The sequence below is a fragment of the Ekhidna sp. genome (assembly GCF_965227465.1).
GTDB lineage: Bacteria > Bacteroidota > Bacteroidia > Cytophagales > Cyclobacteriaceae > Ekhidna.
Map to the genome: position 1 here is coordinate 789,864 of NZ_OZ245746.1, position 20,525 is coordinate 810,388.

The 20,525-nt window shown below is 43.2% G+C and carries 15 protein-coding genes; 13 read left to right on the plus strand and 2 right to left on the minus strand.

The annotated features are described in order from the left end of the window. Nucleotides 1-56 precede the first annotated feature (56 nt). From ACO05G_RS03670 to ftsZ, 11 genes are all read left to right on the plus strand, one after another. Nucleotides 57-2,156: a penicillin-binding protein gene (locus ACO05G_RS03670; protein ID WP_421764742.1), complete on the plus strand. Its 2,100-nt coding sequence runs from the start codon at nt 57-59 to the stop codon at nt 2,154-2,156. Further along, nucleotides 2,156-3,607 carry a UDP-N-acetylmuramoyl-L-alanyl-D-glutamate--2,6-diaminopimelate ligase gene (locus ACO05G_RS03675; protein ID WP_421764743.1) on the plus strand — a complete coding sequence of 484 codons (1,452 nt, stop codon included), beginning with the start codon at nt 2,156-2,158 and terminating at the stop codon, nt 3,605-3,607. Before ACO05G_RS03670 ends, ACO05G_RS03675 begins: the two co-directional genes overlap by 1 nt. A 110-nt stretch (nt 3,608-3,717) precedes the next feature. After that, on the plus strand, nt 3,718-4,893 hold the full coding sequence (mraY, locus tag ACO05G_RS03680; RefSeq protein WP_348284924.1) for a phospho-N-acetylmuramoyl-pentapeptide-transferase: 1,176 nt from the start codon (nt 3,718-3,720) through the stop codon (nt 4,891-4,893). Next, entirely contained in the window at nt 4,893-5,261 is a 369-nt protein-coding gene (locus ACO05G_RS03685; RefSeq protein ID WP_348284925.1) for a hypothetical protein, read from the plus strand. Before mraY ends, ACO05G_RS03685 begins: the two co-directional genes overlap by 1 nt. Beyond that, nucleotides 5,261-6,640 (plus strand): UDP-N-acetylmuramoyl-L-alanine--D-glutamate ligase, encoded by a 1,380-nt coding sequence (murD, locus tag ACO05G_RS03690; protein ID WP_421764744.1) that lies wholly within the window; start codon nt 5,261-5,263, stop codon nt 6,638-6,640. The genes ACO05G_RS03685 and murD overlap by 1 nt, the downstream gene beginning before the upstream one ends. Then, nucleotides 6,637-7,788 (plus strand): FtsW/RodA/SpoVE family cell cycle protein, encoded by a 1,152-nt coding sequence (locus ACO05G_RS03695; protein ID WP_421764745.1) that lies wholly within the window; start codon nt 6,637-6,639, stop codon nt 7,786-7,788. The genes murD and ACO05G_RS03695 overlap by 4 nt, the downstream gene beginning before the upstream one ends. Before the next feature lie 26 nt (nt 7,789-7,814). Beyond that, complete coding sequence (gene murG / locus ACO05G_RS03700) at nt 7,815-8,894, plus strand: undecaprenyldiphospho-muramoylpentapeptide beta-N-acetylglucosaminyltransferase (RefSeq protein ID WP_421765705.1); 1,080 nt, start codon at nt 7,815-7,817, stop codon at nt 8,892-8,894. Beyond that, a complete protein-coding gene (murC, locus tag ACO05G_RS03705) occupies nt 8,894-10,288 on the plus strand; it encodes a UDP-N-acetylmuramate--L-alanine ligase (RefSeq protein WP_421764746.1) in 1,395 nt (464 codons plus the stop codon). Before murG ends, murC begins: the two co-directional genes overlap by 1 nt. Further along, complete coding sequence (locus ACO05G_RS03710) at nt 10,281-11,039, plus strand: cell division protein FtsQ/DivIB (RefSeq protein ID WP_421764747.1); 759 nt, start codon at nt 10,281-10,283, stop codon at nt 11,037-11,039. The genes murC and ACO05G_RS03710 overlap by 8 nt, the downstream gene beginning before the upstream one ends. 126 nt (nt 11,040-11,165) lie before the next feature. Continuing rightward, nucleotides 11,166-12,461, plus strand: a complete 1,296-nt coding sequence (gene ftsA / locus ACO05G_RS03715; RefSeq protein WP_348284930.1) for a cell division protein FtsA — start codon at nt 11,166-11,168, stop codon at nt 12,459-12,461. 85 nt (nt 12,462-12,546) lie between these two features. Then, the gene (ftsZ, locus tag ACO05G_RS03720; protein ID WP_421764748.1) at nt 12,547-14,100 is read left to right on the plus strand and encodes a cell division protein FtsZ; all 1,554 of its coding nucleotides are present in this window, start codon (nt 12,547-12,549) and stop codon (nt 14,098-14,100) included. Between the two features lie 439 nt (nt 14,101-14,539). Here ftsZ and ACO05G_RS03725 read toward each other — a convergent pair whose 3' ends face one another. Further along, nucleotides 14,540-15,265 carry a lysophospholipid acyltransferase family protein gene (locus ACO05G_RS03725; RefSeq protein ID WP_421764749.1) on the minus strand — a complete coding sequence of 242 codons (726 nt, stop codon included), beginning with the start codon at nt 15,263-15,265 and terminating at the stop codon, nt 14,540-14,542. 92 nt (nt 15,266-15,357) lie between these two features. Between ACO05G_RS03725 and ACO05G_RS03730 the strand changes: the two genes are divergently transcribed. After that, nucleotides 15,358-16,221, plus strand: coding sequence for an outer membrane beta-barrel protein (locus ACO05G_RS03730; RefSeq protein WP_421764750.1), 864 nt, complete (start codon nt 15,358-15,360; stop codon nt 16,219-16,221). 57 nt (nt 16,222-16,278) lie between these two features. On the opposite strand, the gene ACO05G_RS03735 is transcribed toward ACO05G_RS03730, so the two are convergent. Further along, a complete protein-coding gene (locus ACO05G_RS03735; RefSeq protein ID WP_421764751.1) occupies nt 16,279-18,735 on the minus strand; it encodes an ABC transporter permease in 2,457 nt (818 codons plus the stop codon). Nucleotides 18,736-18,919: 184 nt separating this feature from the next. Between ACO05G_RS03735 and ACO05G_RS03740 the strand changes: the two genes are divergently transcribed. Further along, nucleotides 18,920-20,086, plus strand: coding sequence for a thioredoxin fold domain-containing protein (locus ACO05G_RS03740; RefSeq protein ID WP_421764752.1), 1,167 nt, complete (start codon nt 18,920-18,922; stop codon nt 20,084-20,086). The last annotated feature ends 439 nt before the right edge of the window (nt 20,087-20,525 follow it).

Consider the following 20,525-nt stretch of genomic DNA (forward strand, 5'->3'; position numbering starts at 1 on the left):
ATAGTCAACAGCTTTCATAGACTACAAGACTATCGACTATCAACTATGGACTGTTTATGAGCATCAAACGAGACATAGTATTACGCGTACGTATCGCTTTTATCCTGACTTTTTTGGTTGCAGGTGCAGTGGTGTTTCGCATTGTCAAAATCCAGTACGTGGAAGGGGAGGAGTGGAGAAGCCTTGGAGAAACCCTGGGGATTCAGGCAATGAACGTAAAAGCTACTCGTGGTAACATCTATGCAGACGATGGTAGCCTTTTAGCTACCTCTCTACCATTCTACAGACTTTCTATTGATCCATACTTACCCTCAAATGGATTGTACAAAAACAACATTGATTCACTCTGTTACTTGCTGTCACGCTATTACGGAGATTTAACTCCTACTCAGTATAAGCGCAAAATTGATGACGCTCGTAACAATGGTCGCCGCTACCTCACGATTAACCGGCAGGAAGTAGGCTACCAGGATAAGAAACACATGGAAAACTGGCCGCTCTTTCGGGAGGGTCGACTAAAAGGAGGGGTGATATTCGAAAAGGTGGAAAAACGATTTCTACCCTTTTCTCATTTAGGCATTCGTACCATTGGTAGCGTCAATTCGGATGATCGAGGTATAGTTGGATTGGAATACAGCTTCAATAAACAGTTGGCAGGCATCAATGGAAAAGGATTGTATCAAAAAATGGCCGGCGGAGGCTGGAAACCTATCTATGATGGCACAGAAAGACGTCCGGTAGATGGGTTTGATATTCAAACAACCATCAATGTAGACCTCCAGGATGTAACAGAGTCTGCTTTGTTAAAGGAATTGCAAAAACACAAAGCGGATTACGGGGTAGCCATCGTCATGGAAGTTAATACAGGCGAGATCAAAGCGATATCCAATCTCAGCAGAAATTCCGATGGTGATTACTATGAGAGATACAACTATGCAGTAGGTAGTCAGGGCTCTCGGGAGCCGGGTTCTACATTCAAGCTCGCCAGCATGATTGCATTGCTGGAAGAGGTGGACATTAAGTTGTCTGACTCCATTGATACGGGTGATGGCAGTCTGGAGTTTTTTGATAAAACCATGAGAGATCACAAGCCTGGAGGGTTTGGTAAACTTACCGTTCAGGAAGTATTCGAAAAGTCCTCAAACATTGGTGTCGCCAAATTGATCTCGCACTATTTCGGGAATGAGCCTGGGAAATTTATCAATTATCTCAAACGAATGAACCTGCATCAACCGCTTGATTTTCAAATGGTTGGTGAAGGTAAGCCATACATCAAGGACCCTTCTGACAGTACCTGGTCGGGCGTGAGTCTACCTTGGATGTCTCACGGCTATGAGTTGAAAATGACTCCACTTCAAATGCTAACCTTATACAATGCGGTTGCCAATGACGGTAAAATGGTCAAGCCTATGATAGTAAAAGGAGTGATGAAAGCTGATCGAATGGTGGAAGAATTTGACACGGAAATCATTAACAATCGAATTGCCTCTAAAGAAACCTTGAGAAAGGTGAAACTCATGATGGAAGGTGTAGTTGAGCGAGGAACTGCCAATAACATCAATTACAGCCATTACAAAATCGCCGGTAAGACGGGGACAGCCAAAAAGGTGAAAAACGGCCGATATGTTAAGGAGTATTACACCTCGTTTGCAGGCTACTTTCCTGCTGAAGCCCCACGCTACAGCTGTATTGTAGTCATTGATAATCCGAAGGGGTATCAGATATACGGTAGCGATGTGTCTGCGCCGGTCTTTAAAGAAATAGCTGATAAAATCTATTCCCTGGAGCTTGATATGCATGAAATTGGGACGCAGGAAAGAACGTATGTAACTGGTGTTTTTCCTTACATAAAAGCAGGAAAAAGAGACGAGCTAACCATGATCTGCAATGAACTAGGCATTTCTAATCATGCGAATACAGAAGCAGAATGGGTGAAAACAGCCGTCATTAATGACGCAGTTTACTGGGAAGAAAATAAGGTAAAATATGAGGTTGTGCCGGACGTGCGAGGCATGACGCTGCGAGATGCAATTTATGTTCTGGAAAATTTAGGACTTGAAGTAAAAGTAAACGGGAGAGGTCGTGTAGCTACTCAGTCAATGACCCCCGGTGGGAAGGTGACCAAAGGTTCAACCATCAAACTACAGATGAGCTAATGCAGACGCTAAAAGACATATTGTTTGGCGTTTCGCTGCAATCGATCACTGGAAACAGAGAAGAGGAAGTTCATGGGATTACGTTTGATTCTCGCAAAGTGGAGCAAGGGTTCCTTTTCGTGGCTGTAAAAGGACTGACGGTAGATGGTCATGATTTCATATCCGCTACCATTGACAAGGGAGCCAAAGTAATTGTATGTGAAAAGGCACCTAAAGATTTACCAAAAGGGATAACCATTGTTCAGACAGATAATTCAGCAGAGGCACTGGGCATCATTGCTTCGAATTTCTATGGACGACCTTCTGAAAATATTAAGCTTGTAGGCATCACGGGCACAAATGGCAAAACCACTTGTGCAACCTTGCTTTTTGAGCTTTTTCAAAACCTGGGCTACTCGGTGGGCTTGCTTTCAACCGTAGAAAATAAGATTAACCATAAGGTCTTAAATACCAGCTTTACTACTCCGGATGCAGTACAACTAAATGCGCTTTTAGCAGAAATGGTTAAAGGTGGTTGTACGCATGCTTTTATGGAGGTGAGCTCCCATGCCCTGGTACAGCATCGAGTTGCTGGTATCCATTTTACCGGTGGTGTTTTTACCAACATCTCTCATGATCACCTCGATTACCATAAGACATTTGATGAGTACATCGCAGCTAAGAAACTCTTATTTGATGGACTTTCTTCTGAGTCATTTGCATTGGTAAATGTGGATGACAAAAGAGGCATGGTCATGCTGCAAAATACCAGAGCGGATAAAAATCGAATGGGTATTCGCTCAATGGCTGATTATAAGGTCCGCATCATTCACAATACACTTCAGGGGCTGGAACTAAACTTCGATGGAGTAGACGTTTGGTTCAAATTGATTGGGGAGTTTAATGCTTACAACCTACTTACAGCGTATGCAGTGGCCATTCTGCTTGAAGAAGAAAAAGAGGAGGTACTCAGCGGGCTTTCAACTACCTCAGGTGCCAGCGGAAGGTTTGAGAAAGTAGAGAATACAGCGAATGTGCTGGCTATTGTGGATTACGCGCATACGCCGGATGCTTTGGAAAATGTATTAAAGACAATTGATAGTCTGCGAACAAAAAATGAAATGTTGGTGACGGTGGTCGGTTGTGGAGGAGATCGGGATAAGACGAAGCGACCAAAGATGGCTGAGATAGCTGCACAATTAAGTGATAAGATCATTCTTACTTCGGATAACCCACGAACGGAAGATCCAAAACAAATTTTAGCAGATATGCGGGAGGGAATCCCAAAGTCGAAAGAGCGCAATGTCATGGTGATCGAAGATCGGAAGGAGGCTATTCGAACGGCCTGCAATCTGGTGGATGATCAGGACATCATTCTAGTAGCTGGAAAGGGCCATGAAACCTATCAGGAGATTAATGGAGTGAGGAATCACTTCGATGATAGAGAAATATTGAAAGAGCAATTGAATTAAATGAAAAAGGCTTTAGAAAATATCTCAAGAAATAATCCCCCTTACAAAGGGGTGTGGGTAGGGATGCGCGAATGCAGGGGGATGTTGAATACAAAACGAACTAGTAAGTAATGCTGAACTACTTATTTGAATATCTGAATCAAATAGACTTCCCAGGGGCAGGGTTGTTTCAGTACATCTCATTTCGGGCTGGAATGGCTGCATTACTTTCATTGCTGATCACAATCACTTTTGGCAAGCAGCTTATCAATATGCTCAGGAAGTATCAGTTGGGGGAATCTATTCGTGATCTTGGCCTAGATGGTCAAATGGAGAAAAAAGGTACGCCAACAATGGGAGGGATCATTATTATCTCCGCGATTGTCATCCCTACTTTGCTATTTGCAGATTTAACCAATATCTACATAATACTCTTGATCATTTCGGCATTATGGATGGGAGCAATTGGTTTCCTGGACGATTACCTGAAAGTCAAAAAGAAGAATAAAGAAGGTTTAAGAGGGACATTTAAGATTATCGGACAGGTTGGACTTGGCTTGCTTGTAGGGTTGGTGATGGTTTTTCATGAAGACATTGTGGTTAGAGACTTTTCCGGCGAAGCATTTAAGGATGAAAATTCGCTACTAACCACCATTCCTTTTGTAGCAAATAATGAATTTCAATACGATTGGCTGCTACCGGGCTTCCTTACGGATTATGCATGGGTGCTTTATGTAATTGTCGTTATTTTCATTGTTACGGCAGTTTCCAATGGTGCCAATATCACCGATGGGTTGGATGGTCTGGCTGCAGGTACCTGCGCAATCATTGGGTTAACTCTTGCGGTGCTAGCCTATCTATCTGGTAACGCCATTTTCGCTGATTATCTCAACATCATGTTCATTCCAAACTCCGGAGAGTTGGTGATCTTCTGTACCGCATTTGTGGGGGCATGCATTGGCTTCCTGTGGTATAATTCATACCCTGCACAGGTATTCATGGGCGATACAGGCAGTTTATCACTGGGTGGCATTATAGCTGTTCTGGCTTTTGTAATAAGAAAAGAATTACTAATTCCGATACTGTGTGGAATCCTTGTGATTGAGAACTTATCGGTAATCATTCAGGTGTCATATTTCAAATACACCAAAAAGAAATACGGTGAAGGCAGACGCATCTTTTTGATGTCTCCTCTCCACCATCACTATCAAAAGAAAGGGATTCATGAAGCGAAAATTGTGGCGCGCTTCTGGACCGTAGGTATACTCTTAGCCATTTTCACTTTAGCAACACTAAAAATCAGATAATGACAGTAACGCAAATACATGAATTAAATGAGAAGTTTCAGAAGAGCGCAGTGCAGCTCTCAGAACTTATTCCTTCCGGCACACTGGTGCAGGCTACTTCGATGTTGATTCGAAGCGCTCGAAAAATTGATGACCAATTCTTGAAGTTGCTCAAGGCACCTTCTGAAATGGCATTCAATCAGATCATGGGAAAACTGGAAGATGAAACAGATGAGGTGCTTTTCATTCTGGATCAGCTGGAATTGGCGAATAAGAAACAACAGATCAGTCTTATCAACGATTTCCTAAAGGATGGTTACGACCTCATGTCTGTGTATTCTAAATGCTTCGATTACATCCTGGATAAAAAAGTTAAAGAAGAAGAATAATGAACGAACGCATAGTCATATTAGGCGGAGGTGAGAGCGGCGTTGGTGCTGCTATACTTGCTCAGCAAAAGGGCTATGAAGTATTCCTGTCTGACGGTGGGAATCTGGCTTCAGAACGTAGGCGTGCGCTCAAAAGTCAAAAAATAGATTTTGAAGAGGGAGGTCATTCGGAAGAATTGATTTTAAATGCGGTGCTTGTGGTGAAAAGCCCGGGCATTCCGGATTCCGCTCCTTTAGTGAAAAAGTTGGTTGCTAAGCATATACCTGTCATATCTGAAATAGAGTTTGGTTATCGATTTATTGATAAAGCAAAAGTTATCGCGATTACCGGCACAAATGGAAAGACCACTACGGCTATGTTGATCCATCACTTGCTTAAAACCGCAGGGTATAAAGTGGCTTTAGGTGGCAATGTCGGTACTAGTTTGGCTGGGCTTGTGGCTGAAGGTGGATACCACTACTATGTGGTTGAAGTAAGCAGTTTCCAGCTTGATGGCATTAGGAATTTTAAGCCGGATGTTGCCGTGTTGCTCAACATCACACCTGATCATTTAGACCGATATGAGCATAATTTTACTAATTATGTAAGCTCAAAATTCAGGATCATCGAAAACCTGACCAATGAGCAGGCATTCATCTACAGTGCAGACTCAAAGCCGATCACAGAAGAGATTAGCCGACGAAAAATAGAAGCCAGCATGTTTGCTATGTCGGCCTCCAATAACAATAAGCTTCATGCCTATCTCAAAGAGGAACATTTGATTTTTAATTTCCAGTTTAAAGGAAAAGAGGAAAACGTTCAAATTCCTACTTCTGAAGTTTCCCTCATTGGCAAGCACAATATGGTTAATAGCATGGCCGCTGTGCTAAGTGCATTGTGCATGGAAGCTCCGATAGAGAAGGTGCTGAAAGGACTAAAAACCTTTAAAAATGCTCCTCACAGACTTGAGTTTATACAACAAATTGACGGGGTGGCCTACATCAATGATTCAAAAGCTACCAATGTAGATTCGGTTTACTATGCGCTGGATGGAGTAAAAGGAAACATTATCTGGATCGCAGGTGGAGTGGATAAAGGGAACGATTATTCCCAGATCGAAAAACTCGTAACGAAAAAAGTCAAAGCACTTATCTGCATGGGTAAGGAAAATGCAGCACTCACCAGTTATTTCGGATCAAAAATCGACCGGATAGCTGAGGTAAACAGTGCGAAAAAAGCAGTAGATCAGGCAAATCAATGGGCTGAAGAGGGTGATGTGGTATTGTTATCGCCAGCTTGTGCCAGCTTCGATCTTTTTAATAATTATGAAGATCGGGGAGATAAGTTCAAAAGCGCAGTAAATAAGCTGAGTAAAACATTAAAAGTAAACGAGGCATGAACAAGATAAAAAATTGGGCATATCGAAACCTGAAAGGGGACCCGGTGATTTGGTTCATCGTGCTTATACTTTCTCTTTTCAGTATTCTGGTGGTGTATAGCGCTACTGGAAGTCTGGCGTACAAAATGATGGATGGCAACACGGAGTATTATCTATTTAAACATGCCATTTTAATGGTGGCTAGTTTAGTGACCATTTGGGTGGTACATCGTATTGATTTCAGGTACTATTCCAAAGTATCTAGATTGGTTCTTTGGCTATGTGTGCCATTGTTGCTTTTTACATGGATGTTCGGAAACAATCTGAATGGAGCTACCCGTACACTTACCATTCCACTGATTAATCAATCATTTCAAACATCGGATTTAGCGAGTTTGGCCCTTCTGGTCACATTGGCGAGCATGTTATCAAAACGTCAAAAGTCGATTGATGACTTCCAAAAGGCGATTGTGCCCATGCTTTTTTGGATTGGATTGATTTGCGGATTAATCGCACTAGCCAATTTTTCATCTGCAATACTTTTATTTCTTACGTGCATGCTGGTGCTGTTTATTGGAAGAGTGCCAATGAAATATTTAGCAATGCTCGTGGTGATTTGCGCTTCATTTGGCTCAGTAGCTTTCATGATAGGTCAAAGAGGAGGAACTGCCGTTTCCAGGGTAGAGAATTTTTTTAGTGATGAAACGCCATATCAGGCACAACAAGCATACATCGCTATTGCTTCAGGTGGAGTAATTGGAAAAGGACCCGGACAAAGTGATCAACGAAATTTTCTACCTCATCCATATTCGGATTTTATCTATGCGATTATTCTGGAAGAGTATGGACTGATCGGAGGGGTGTTAATCCTGTTTTTGTATTTGGCTTTACTCTATCGAGGGATGAAGGCCGCTGAAGGTAATGATCGGGCATATGGGGGATTGCTCTCCGCAGGACTCAGTTTTGCGCTGGTAATCCAGGCATTTGTAAATATGGGTGTATCTGTAGGCCTGGGACCCGTGACAGGTTTAACACTTCCCTTTATCAGTATGGGAGGTACCTCTCAGCTTTTCGCAGGGCTGGCACTAGGTATTATCCTGAGTGTGAGTCGCGGGGAAATTGACCGCTTTGGAAGTACAATCGGAAATCAATATAAAGAAGCAGCGTAATCGAGAAGGAACGGACATATCGAGTGATGATTAGCGGTGGTGGCACTGGAGGCCACATCTATCCTGCTATTTCAATTGCCCAGGCACTGAAGGAGAGTTTGCAGCATGTGGAGATCTTATTTGTAGGTGCGAAGGGGAAAATGGAGATGGATAAGGTGCCCGCAGCAGGCTTTGAGATTGAAGGACTCTGGATCAGCGGGATCCAGAGAAAGATTACAGCAGGGAACCTCATGTTCCCATTTAAGCTAGTATCCAGCATCATGAAATCTTATGGGCTATTAAAGAAATTTAAACCGGATGTGGTTGTCGGTGTGGGAGGATACGCAAGTGGGCCATTATTATATGCAGCAACCAAAAAAGGAGTACCTACTCTCATCCAGGAGCAAAATTCCTATGCAGGATTAACCAATAAGTGGCTGGCTAAAAAGGTGGATAAGATATGTGTGGCTCATGAAGGGATGGAAACCTATTTTCCTGCCAGTAAACTGGTGGTGACCGGGAACCCGGTAAGAAAGACCATCATGTTAAATCCAAACAGAAAGGATGAGGCATACAAATTTTTTGAGCTGGACAGTACAAAACCCACGCTTTTGGTAATTGGTGGAAGTCTGGGTGCAAGAACTTTGAATGAGAGTATGGTGGCAGGGTTGGAAAAATTAGAGAAAGAGGGCGTGCAGTTGATCTGGCAATGTGGAGGATTCTATCATGAGGAAATGAAAGAACGTGCCGAAGGAAAAGGCGGGAAAGTCATTTTGAAAGACTTCATTTTTCAGATGGACTTTGCCTATGCATGTGCCAATGTGGTAATCTCACGTGCAGGTGCACTTTCCATTGCGGAGCTGATGCTAACCGGCAAGCCTGCCATTATGGTGCCTTCACCAAATGTGGCGGAAGACCATCAAACCATCAATGCGAAGGCACTGGTAGAAAAGGAGGCGGCTGTGATGGTTAAGGACAATGAAGCCATGGATCGATTGGTAGATGAGGCCATCGAACTAATTAATGACAAAAAAAGACAGGAAAAGCTGTCTGAAAATATACACGACATGGCGCATGAAAATGCGGCAGTAGACATTGCAAACGAAGTAGTCAAACTGATTGTCTAATGGAGCTAAAAGAAGTAAATAGCGCGTATTTTATCGGTATCGGAGGTATCGGTATGAGTGCATTGGCTCGTTGGTTCCATGCAAAGAAGATTCCTGTGGCGGGATACGATAAAACGGAATCAGCTCTCACGAAGCAGTTAGTCGATGAAGACATTGAAGTTCATTATGAAGATCAATTGGATCTTATCCCTGATACCTTTCTTGAAAAGGAAGGAAACTTAATTGTCTATACGCCTGCCATTCCATCCGATCATTTGGAGCTCACCTATTTTCAGGAGAATGGGTTCACCGTGATGAAACGATCAGAAGTGCTGGGAATGATCACCAAAAATCACTTCACAATAGCAGTGGCTGGTACGCATGGAAAAACAACCACTACTTCCATGATTGCTCATTTATTGAGCCACTCCAGGAAAGGATGCTCAGCATTTGTGGGTGGCATCATGTCCGGAACTGGTAACAATTTGATCATTGGAGATGAAAACGCACCGGTCGTAGTAGAGGCAGACGAATACGATCGTTCATTCATGCGTCTCAATCCCAATTATACCATCATCACCTCATTAGATCCGGATCACTTAGATATCTACGGAGATGAAACAGCCATGCTGGATACCTACGAGGAGTTTGTAAAGAAAACACCGAAGGACGGGAAGGTGTTGATGCATTCTGAGGCCGGGTTTAAAATTAATCCGGGTAATAAGTACGTGTCCTATGCCATCCGAAATGGAGATGCAGTAGCTGATGCGTTAAGAATAGTGAACGGCGCATTTGTCTTTACCTACAGATATGGGATGGAAAAAATCTCTGATATCCACCTGGAATTTCCCGGCTATCACAATGTAGAAAATGCGTTGGCGGCCATCACCGTCGCTTTAGATATGGGCATGGAAGGACGCGAAATCAGGAAATTGATCCGATCGTATAAAGGAGTGAAGCGTCGATTTGAATATGTCTTCAGGAGTCCGCAGGCAACATTGATTGACGACTATGCACACCACCCTGAAGAAATTAATGCATTCCTTAAGTCGGTGAGGTCGCTGGCAGGTAAGCGTAAGATCACGGCTATTTTCCAGCCACATCTTTACTCCAGAACCAATGATTTTAAGAAAGGATTTGCTGAGGCGTTGGATAAAGCGGATGAGGTCATACTGCTGGATATCTATCCGGCACGGGAAGAGCCAATCCCCGGAGTTTCATCCAAGTCTATTTATGACTTGATGGAAAATGAAAACAAGGTCATGGTGGCCAAAGAGCACTTGATTGATGAATTAAGTAATCACAACCTGGATATTGTCGTGACAATCGGTGCAGGTGATATCGATCGGGAGGTGCCAAAAGTGGCGGAGTATATGAAGAATATGTTTAACCCAAAATCTGAGGAAGATGAGTAAGGAAGAGAAGAAAAATATTTTGATTTACTCGTTTAGCGGATTGTTAATGCTAACCTTGATCACCTTTGCAGGAATCAAAAACAATGGCAGATCAATTGAAGATGTCAAAGTTGAGATCACTGATCAGGAAGGAATATTCTTCACCGATCAATTAGAGGTTATTGACCTGATGACTGATAAGAGCGCAGACTATGTAGTTGGTGTGAAGATGGGAGAGATTAATCCGAAGATATTGGAACAGCGGGTAGAAGCGAATCCATTTGTAAAGGATGCCCAGGTGTTCAGAGATCTAAAAGGCAACCTGCAAGTAAAAGTAGAGCAGAGTAAACCCATTGCCAGACTCTTTGTAGATGGCAAAAAGGACAGATACATTGATTCAGAAGGTCGGGTACTTCCGGTGAATGCCAAGCATACGGCGAGAGTACCCCTGATGGAAACAGAATTTGAATTTATGTGGGAGGACAATCTGAAAGAAAGCAAGTTTGGAACTCAGATTTTTGAGCTGCTCACCTTCATTGAGAAGGATGAATTCTGGAGCGCTCAGATTGCACATATCTTCATCAAGAACGATGGAGAAATAGAGATGTACCCACAGGTAACCAAGCAAGTCATTGAATTTGGTAAGCCTGTTGATATGGAAAGCAAGTTCTCGAAACTGCTGACTTTTTATAAAGAGATATTACCCAAGAAGGGGTGGAACACTTACGACAGAGTAAATCTGAAGTTTGAAAATCAAATCATTTGCGAATAATGAAAGCGACAAGTAACAAGAGGCAAGCTTTAAGCGATATGCAGATTGAACCCCGGGAAGGGTCTGACCTTGCAACTTATGACTTGCAGCTTGTAACTAATTAATCACCAAGAAAATAAAGATATTATGGAAGATAAAATCATCGTTGGATTAGACATAGGTACCACAAAGATTTGTGCCATTGTCGGTAAGAAAAATGAGTACGGAAAGCTCGAAATATTGGGCATGGGCAAAGCAGTGTCCGATGGTGTGATCCGTGGTATAGTAACCAATATTGACAAGACAGTCAGGGCCATAGAGAAGGCCATCGCTGAGGCCAGCGAGCAGTCGGGCATAGATGTCAAAGTGGTCAACGTCGGCATTGCCGGGCAGCACATTAAAAGTGCTGTACACCACGGGGGAATTACGCGTGAAGATTCCGAAGGGGAAATCACCATTGAGGATCTGGCCAGACTCAATAGCGACATGCATCGCATCGTCACACCTCCGGGGAGTGAGATAATTCACGTAATGCCGCAAGACTACATTGTAGATTACGAAGATGGCATAATGGATCCGGTAGGGATGACCGGTGTAAAACTTGAGGCTGACTTTCATATCATCACGGCGCAGACCAACGCAATCAACAACATAAACAAGTGTGTGAAGAAGGCTGGGCTCCAGATTGAGAATCTCATTTTGGAACCACTCGCGTCCAGTTTATCTGTACTTAGCGACGAAGAAAAAGAAGCAGGCGTATGTCTGGTGGACATAGGCGGTGGTACCACCGACGTGGCTGTCTTCTATGATAACATCATCCGTCATACGGCGGTGATCCCATTCGGTGGTAACATCATCACCTCAGACATCAAGCAGGGTTGTATGGTCATGGAGCACCAGGCAGAGCTTTTGAAAACGAAATTTGGTAAGGCGATCTCTGAAGAAGCAAGCCCAAATGAAATTGTTTCAATTCCGGGCCTAAGAAATCGTCCACCGAAAGAGATTTCTATCAAGAATCTCGCGCACATCATAGAAGCACGAATGGAGGAGATCATCGAGCTGGTACATACAGAAATTATTAGTTCAGGCTATAATAAGAAGCTGGCGGCCGGTATCGTAGTAACAGGAGGTGGATCACAATTGACCAACCTGAGTCAGCTTTTCGAATACATGACAGGCTTGGATACACGCATAGGATATCCAAATGAGCATCTGGGCAGAAGCAAGGTAGATGCAGCGAAGAGCCCAATGTTTGCGACAACTGTAGGTCTGGTATTATCAGGTTTCAAAGCGCTTGACATCCGAGAGGCGCGGTACTCGGAAGCACCCTCTTTCAAAGGAGAAGGGAAGAAAAAAATTAAACAAGGAAACAAGTTCTTTTCCAATATTCTCGAAAAAACGAAAGGTCTTTTAATCGATGATTTCGATGATAAAATAAACTAGTCTATTAGTCCCTGGTCCACAGACAATAGCTTTTACAGCACCCGTCTATCGACTTACAACTATCGACTATTAAACTATTTCAATTATGGCAGAAAATATGTATCAATTCGACTTACCGTCACATCACAAGTCCATCATCAAGGTGGTGGGTGTTGGTGGTGGTGGCAGCAACGCTGTTAATCACATGTACAGCCTGGGGATCCGGGACGTAGAATTTGTGGTTTGTAACACAGACCATCAGGCACTGGAAAGCAGTGCAGTACCTAACCGTTTGCAGATTGGAAACAATCTGACCAGTGGATTAGGAGCAGGAGCAAATCCTGAAAGAGGCAAAAATGCCGCGATCGAAAGCAAAGAAGAAATTCGTGACCTACTCTCGCAAGACACGAAAATGGTTTTCATTACCGCCGGAATGGGTGGAGGTACCGGTACCGGTGCAGCTCCGGTCATTGCGCAGGTGGCCAGTGAGCTGGACATCCTAACGGTAGGTATTGTGACCGCTCCTTTCGCTTTTGAAGGCAAAAAGAAAATGAAAGCTGCCGAGGAAGGTATCAAGGAACTGAAGAAGTACTGCGATACGGTCCTTGTGATCATGAATGATAAGCTTCGGGAGATTTACGGAAATCTTTCAATCAGCGAAGCATTTGCACAAGCTGATAATGTATTAACAACAGCAGCAAAAGGAATCGCCGAGATAATAACCGTTCCAGGTTATGTAAACGTCGATTTTGAAGATGTGAAAACCGTGATGAAAGGAGCAGGTCCTGCAGTGATGGGATCGGCAAAAACCATTGGAGACAACAGAGCTAGAAGAGCGGCAGAGGAAGCATTAAACTCTCCATTGCTGAATCAGCAGGACATTTACGGTGCAGAGAAAATACTTCTTTCCATCATCTCCGGTGATGAAGCAGAACTTCAGATGGATGAGCTTACTGACATCACCGACTACATCCAGGAGTATGCAGGAGACAATGCAGAGGTGATATTCGGTCACGGTGTAGATAGCAGTCTAGGTGAAAACATCCGGGTGACAGTTATCGCAACAGGCTTTGGGAAAGTAGACGAAGAAGGAGAGTACATCTCCAAAGAAGAGGAAGCGAAGCGATTTGACCTGTTATCTCAAAAGGAGATAGACGATTCTAAAACGAAAAACACCTCCGATTTTATGTTTGAAATCGAAGAGGAGAGTGATAAAGAAGACGTAGAAGATTGGACGTATGAGTTCAGCTCACTGAAAGATGAAATTAAGCGCGAAGTAGAGGAAGAAGAGCAGCGGGAAAAGAGCCCAATGGAGCAATCGTCTTTTGAGTTTGACTTTACGAATGGATTTGAGCATGAAGAAGAAGATGTTCACGAAGATGAAGTGAATATTCAGGACGCGTTCCATGGTTCACCAAATTCAAAACAGGCGAGACTGGCGCAAGAGCGTGCGGAGCGTGAGGCCATGTTCAACAACAAAAAGTTTGAAATGGCTACAGAAGAGTTTAAAGAGCGTTTGGATGTACCAGCTTATGAGAGAAAGCAGGTGAAACTTCAAAATGTTCCTCACTCTTCGGAGCGAAACATTTCCAAGTTCAATTTGAATGAGGAAAACCAAATTCTCGGAAACAATAAATTTTTACACGATAATGTCGATTAGACTTTAGTCATCCTGAACTTGTTTCAGGATTTAAGTTTAATCAATATTTAAACTCTGAATAAGATTAAAGCTTCGTTTGAGTTTGCTTAATAAAACGACTGTCACCCTGAGTTTATCGAAGGGTAAGACAGTCTTCGACAGGCTTGTACTGTCTAAAGAAATGGTTAACAGTAGGTGTTAGTCATACTTGTCCCGCACTTGATGCGGGACCTGCCGGACGAGATCCGGTATTCTGCCAAGAATGAGCCCCGACCATGGTCGGGGCTTAATTGTTTTTAGCGTTTCTACCATTTCAAAATTAGAGGATGCAAAACCTGCTTAAATTGACTGTCACCCTGAGTTTATCGAAGGGTAAGACGGTCTTCGACAGTCTTGTACTGTCCAAAGCCTTACCTGTCTGTACACTTCATTAACCTATCAAATATACCTGTTTTATCAATTATACATGATCCTCACCAATCGCCACACCTATCTTTTTTATTAGTGCTTCCACCGGTTCATTTTCGTAATCGATATCCAGCGGCTGCCCAAATTTCAGGGATAGCTCCGTGCCTTTTTGCAAGCGTTTAAGGCCGGTCTTATCAAATGCGGTCCGGAAGCCATCCACTCGTACAGGTATGACAACCGGTTTGTGTTGCTTAATCAGGTGAGCCGTTCCTTTTCGTACCGGTGCGCCTGCCCGTGTGGTTCCCTGGGGGAAGGTTACCACCCATCCGTCACGGATTGCCATGCCGATGGATTTGGTATCATCCGGGTTCACCTCACGCTTAATCATTTCTTCGCCTTTGCGCCATGTCCTGTCTACCGTCACTGCGCCTGCAAGCGCGAGAATCGGAGGTAAAATCCCTTTCTCCATGGTTTCACGTGCAGCTATGTAATACACATTCACTTTCGGGTTTTTGAGGTAGCTGCTGTCTGCTATACTGTCTACCTGACCGTTCAAGCTGGCAAACATGGCATGAAACATGGCAATCACATCCGTGAAAATGGTCTGATGGTTGGCGATAAACAGCACGTTTTGTTCCGGTATTTGCGTCAGCACCTCACTACCGGAAATCACTACCTTGTTAGGCTTTAACAGGTACCACCTCACAAGTCTGCCTACCACCTGAAAGATTTTCTTTTTAAGCCACACGGACTGACCAAATGCGTTTCTCTTCGACATAAACTTTACTAAGCGAGTTATTCCACCCTCGAAATTAACGATTACTTATTAAGCCGATTTTGTATGTTTGTAGTATCACACCTAACCTGCGGATGAAAGCAATACTCACACTTTCTTTGTCACTCATTACCTGTGCGCTTTTTGGTCAAATAAGCTTTTATGGCGGTGGTAACATGACAGTCATTCCAACGTTAGTAGAGACGTATATGCCTCCGATCAATGATGGAACCGGATTTTCTACAACTGGCCCGGGGTACAGGCTGGAAGAATCTTACGATTCCAGGGTAGGCTTTCAGTTTGGTTTGAGATACACCAGAAACATTACATCAAAAATCAATCTCACCGGAGGTCTGGGATTTTCATCTATCCGATTTAAACGCGACAATAGTTTAATGTATGATGAGCCCAGTGTTTTCACTACAGGATACGCCGTACTGCCGGGAAATACCGTAAATGGGTCCCCATTAATCCTCAGAACAAATACCCCGAATACTGTGGGTAGTGGAGAAAATGTTGGAAGTACAAGCTTAAATTATATTGAAATCCCAATCAGTATTACCTATGACATCATTCCGAAATTTTTTATTGGAGTTGGGGTGACCAATGCCTTATTGGTTCGTTCAAAAGAGGTGGTTAATTCAGTTGAGTTTACGAGTACTTTTGATCGGGGTGAAGTTGTCATCACTCCCGGGGATAACACGACCGTTTCTGCAGAGGATTACTTCAATCAAATCGGCAGCTATGTAATTGTAGAAGTTGACGATACCTCTCGCGAGGGAATATCCACCTATAGTTTGATGGGGTCCTTGACCCTCGGATATAAACTCATGGATCAGCTTTCCATCATCAGTGCTTTTAACCAAGGAATCAATGCGATTTACGGTTCTGAGAAACAAATTGCCGGAAAGGCAAAACGCCGCAGTGTATCAATTGGTGTTCAATATCACCTTAAATAAAAAACCCTGCCATACGGCAGGGCCTTTCATAGTAGAGTAGGTGATTGGGCGTTTTCTTTATTCTGCTCGTAGCGATTCTACCGGGTTGGTTTTAATGGTGCTCAGTACTTTGCTAGAAATACTCAGCAGTGCTAATCCAATGACAAATGCAATTGGAATGATCACAAACCACCATCCTAAATCAATCCTGAAGGTATAATCTTCGAGCCATGATGACATGATCCAGTAGGCAAGGGGCAAGCTGAATATACAAGCTGAACCTACCAAAAGCATATACTCTTTGGATAGTAGCACCATCAAATTTTTCGCACTTGCTCCCAGCACTTTTCGAATACCGATTTCTTTGGTTCGTTGCTGCACACTAAAGGAGGTCAGCCCAAACAAGCCTAAGCAGGCAATCAGGATGGCTACAGCTGAAAATCCGGAGAATATCTTACCAAATCGGATGTCTTCTTTGTATTGCTCGTCAAACGCTCGGTCCAGGAAGTAATAGTCCATCTGAAAGTCGGTAAACACATTGTCCCACTCCGCCTTGACCGTGGATACCAGGTTCGTAAGCTGCTCTCCTCGGGATTCTTCTGACGTGTCGTCCAGGCGCAGTTTCACAAAGTAGAACTCTGTCCAGGAACTCAGGATATAGGCTAACGGCTGATAGTCATTATGCAGGGAGGTATGATGATGATTTTCCAGGACACCTCTTACGGTAAGTGGCGCATAAAATCCGGACAATTCAGCTCCGACCGCATCCTCAGGATTGGAGAATCCCAGTTGCTCGGCAAGTTTTTCATTGATGACCACATCACCTTTGGTCCACGGGTCGTCTCCCCGCTGGAGTTCACGTCCCGCTACCAAGTCGATCCCGAAGAATTTCGGAAAGTCTAAATCCATGGAAATAAGTCCGGTTTGGATGGAGGTTTCCTGTGATTCATTTTTCAAATAAATATTGGTCGCCCACCCAACAGGCTCTCCCGGGATCTCTCCGGCATTGGTTATCTCCTCAATACCGGTAAACTTTAATAGTTCGGTTTTCAGTGTGCTAAATCGCTTCACATCCTCCCGATCTTGTGAATTAATATCTCCCGGGGGAGATTTAATGACCAGCGTATTTTCAATTTCAATGCCCAGGTCTGCTTCTCGCATGAAATTGATTTGCTGATAGACCGTCACCGTCCCGGCTATCAAAATGAAGGTGATCATGAACTGCACAAATACCATACTCTTGCGCATTTTTGCTCCGCCAACTTTCCCTCTGTTACCTACTAAAATGTTTACGATATTCATCGTTTTCAGTAAGACATAAGGATATAGTCCTATCAGCAGAGTGCCTACGCCAATTAGTCCAATTAAGAGTAGTAAAACCTTCAGGTCCATTAATGCTGATACAGGCAGTCCAGTCACTTCAATTAAATATTTTTCGCCTACTTGAGTCAGTAGGATCGCTAGCCCAAAGGCTATCAGATTCATCACAAACGCTTCTAAAATGAACAATTGGGTGATTTGCTTCATTGAGGACCCCATGCATTTACGGATGCCCATTTCTTTGAGTCTTTCTATGGTTCTGACAAGCGATAGGTTCATGTAGTTAATCCACGCAATGACGAGAATGATTATAGCAATGAAACTCAACACGAATACGGTTTTGCTATCAACACCCTCCGTAAATGCCCAGGCATTTCTGGAATTGAGGTGGATATCGGTGATCGGACGCAGGTAGTAGTTCACTTCATATCCGTTCGCCGCATACGATTCCTTCGAATTTTCCTCGTGCAGACGAATGGTTTCTTTTAAAATCTCATTTTGTCTGTCTGCGTCCTCAGCCAGGAGATACGTAATCATGCTACTGGAATTCCAACTCGTTCTGCTTTGCGTGTAATTGTCAAGAGAAGGGTAAGACAATAGCAGCCCAAATTGAATATGTGAATTTGCCGGAATGTCTTTTAGTACTCCAACAAGCTCATATTCGTGAGCACCAGTATTTCCACTGAGGGTAAATGAACGACCGATTGCTTTTTCCGCATCATCGAAAAATTTTCTGGATTCTTCCAAGGTTAGGATGGCTTTTTGCGGTTCATCAAATTTTGCAGCGGTACCGGCTTCAAATTCAAAATCAAAAAGCTCAAAAACACCTTTGTCAGCGATATAAACGCGTGGTTGTTCAAAATTTACTTTATCAACTCCATCACTGTAGATGATGGAGGAATTGGCATAGCTGAAATTAAAGAAACGGGCTACTTCTTTTACCTGTGGGGATTGCTCACGCAAGGTCTCCCCAAGCATGGATGGAGCGGTGATGGACTGCCCCAGAGACTCTCCATTTTTGTAGGCCTCTGATTCCAATCTGAAGATGCTATCCGAGTTGGTATGGAAGGAATCAAATGAGGTATGAAAGTTGACATATTGGGCAATAACAAGGCAAGCCGCCATTCCCAGGGCCAATCCCAATATGTTGATAGATGAGAAGATCTTGTTCTTCTGTATTTGACGAAAGATGGTAATAAGATAGTTTCTTAGCATATCATATTTGGTTTTGGCTGCTCATGGAAATTCAATCGCTGTGCCAAGTATTGTAAGTATCAGTAAATCAATTACTTAAAATATTTGCTAGATGTACTTGTGTGCGATTGCGAACGGAATAATGGGTTATATCGAACATGAAACAATTCTTTTTAATTAGAAATAAATACATGAAATTTCCAGCATGAAGAATCTAATTGTATGCGCACTCGTCCTACCTATGCTAGTACAAGCACAGATGAAGTTTGAACAGGGGAGTTGGGATGAAGCGGTTGCCCAATCACGTATGTCCGGTAAACTCATTTTTTTGGACGCCTATGCGGAGTGGTGCGAACCATGTAAAGAGATGGAAGAGTATACGTTTACGGATTTAGAGGTGGCCAATTACTACAATGCCAATTTCATTAATGTCCGAATGGACATGGAAGATTATCCTGGAGTGGAGCTGGCAGAGCAATATTCAGTGGGCGTATTTCCTTCATTCTTGTTTATTAATGGGAATGGTGAAATCGTACATAGAGGCTGTGGAGCCATGGACGCAAATCAGTTTTTAGCATTGGGAGAGGATGCTCTTACCGATAGCATTACCCTCCTAACGATGGAAAAGCGCTATGATTCAGGCGATCGCTCCGCGGATTTCATGCTTGATTACCTGGGATTACTGGAAGAAGCTTGCCTGGATGCAGAGGGTTTTGCAGAGGGGTATTTGTCGGATGTGGATTTGAATGAATTAACAGCTGAAACCCCGTGGGAGGTATTTGCTGCTTATCAATGGGATATATACAGTCGGGAATTTCAGCATCTGATCGAGAATAGAAAGGTGTTTGAAGATGCGATAGGGCAGAGGATGGTTAATGCAAAGCTGTACGACACCTACCTTGCACAGTATCAGGAAGTTTTTGAATCCGAGGAGCTGCACGATTTTGGTATGCGGGCGTTACTTCACTCCATGAAAGAGGTCAATTTCACAGGTGCAGATACGTTGAAATTAATGATGAATCTGCATTATGCAGAATTTACCGAAAGCTGGAAAGACTATGCCGGGTATGCCATTGATTTAGTTGGCATGACCGAATTGCAGGACCCTGAACAGCTCAATGAACTGGCCTGGAAATTCTACCTGTTTGTAGACAATAAAAATCAACTGGAAATTGCTTCAAGCTGGGCTCAACAGGCGGTTGATCAGCAACCAGAGCCTTCAATGATCGACACCTATGCTTCTTTGCAGTATAAACTCGGAAATCGAAAACAAGCCATCGAACTGGAGAAGCGCGCACTGGAGCTGGCAGGAGAGTTGTATGAAGATACTTCTCACTATGAATATCAGCTTAAGAAGTTTGGTGGAAAATAGGTCAATCTATTTTCATTAGAAAAATCAAAAAGTAAAAAGTAAGTAGCGCTGTTACAGAGGAGATAGTTGCAAGATATAAACCTAGCTTTTTAGATTTTAGAAAGCCACTCATTCCAATTGTCAGTAGCAATGAAAACATGCCTAGCAAAAGGAATGAAATAGACCACCTATATGCTATGAGATACTCGGTTTGATCAATTGACGTAGTTTTATTTGCTAACACTGGACGTTCGGAGAGCCAAAATATTCCAGTACTTCCTGCCAAGGTACTAATAAGTAAAAAGCAGGTGGCCAGAGATATGACTATAAGGCATAAATTGTAAACCTTACTTACATTGTCCAACTGAAAGAGCCCAATAAGGTATGTTAAAGAAAAACCACTTAAGAGTGCACCAACGAAGGTGACTTGTTTCAGGATTTCTATTGCGGAATGATAATA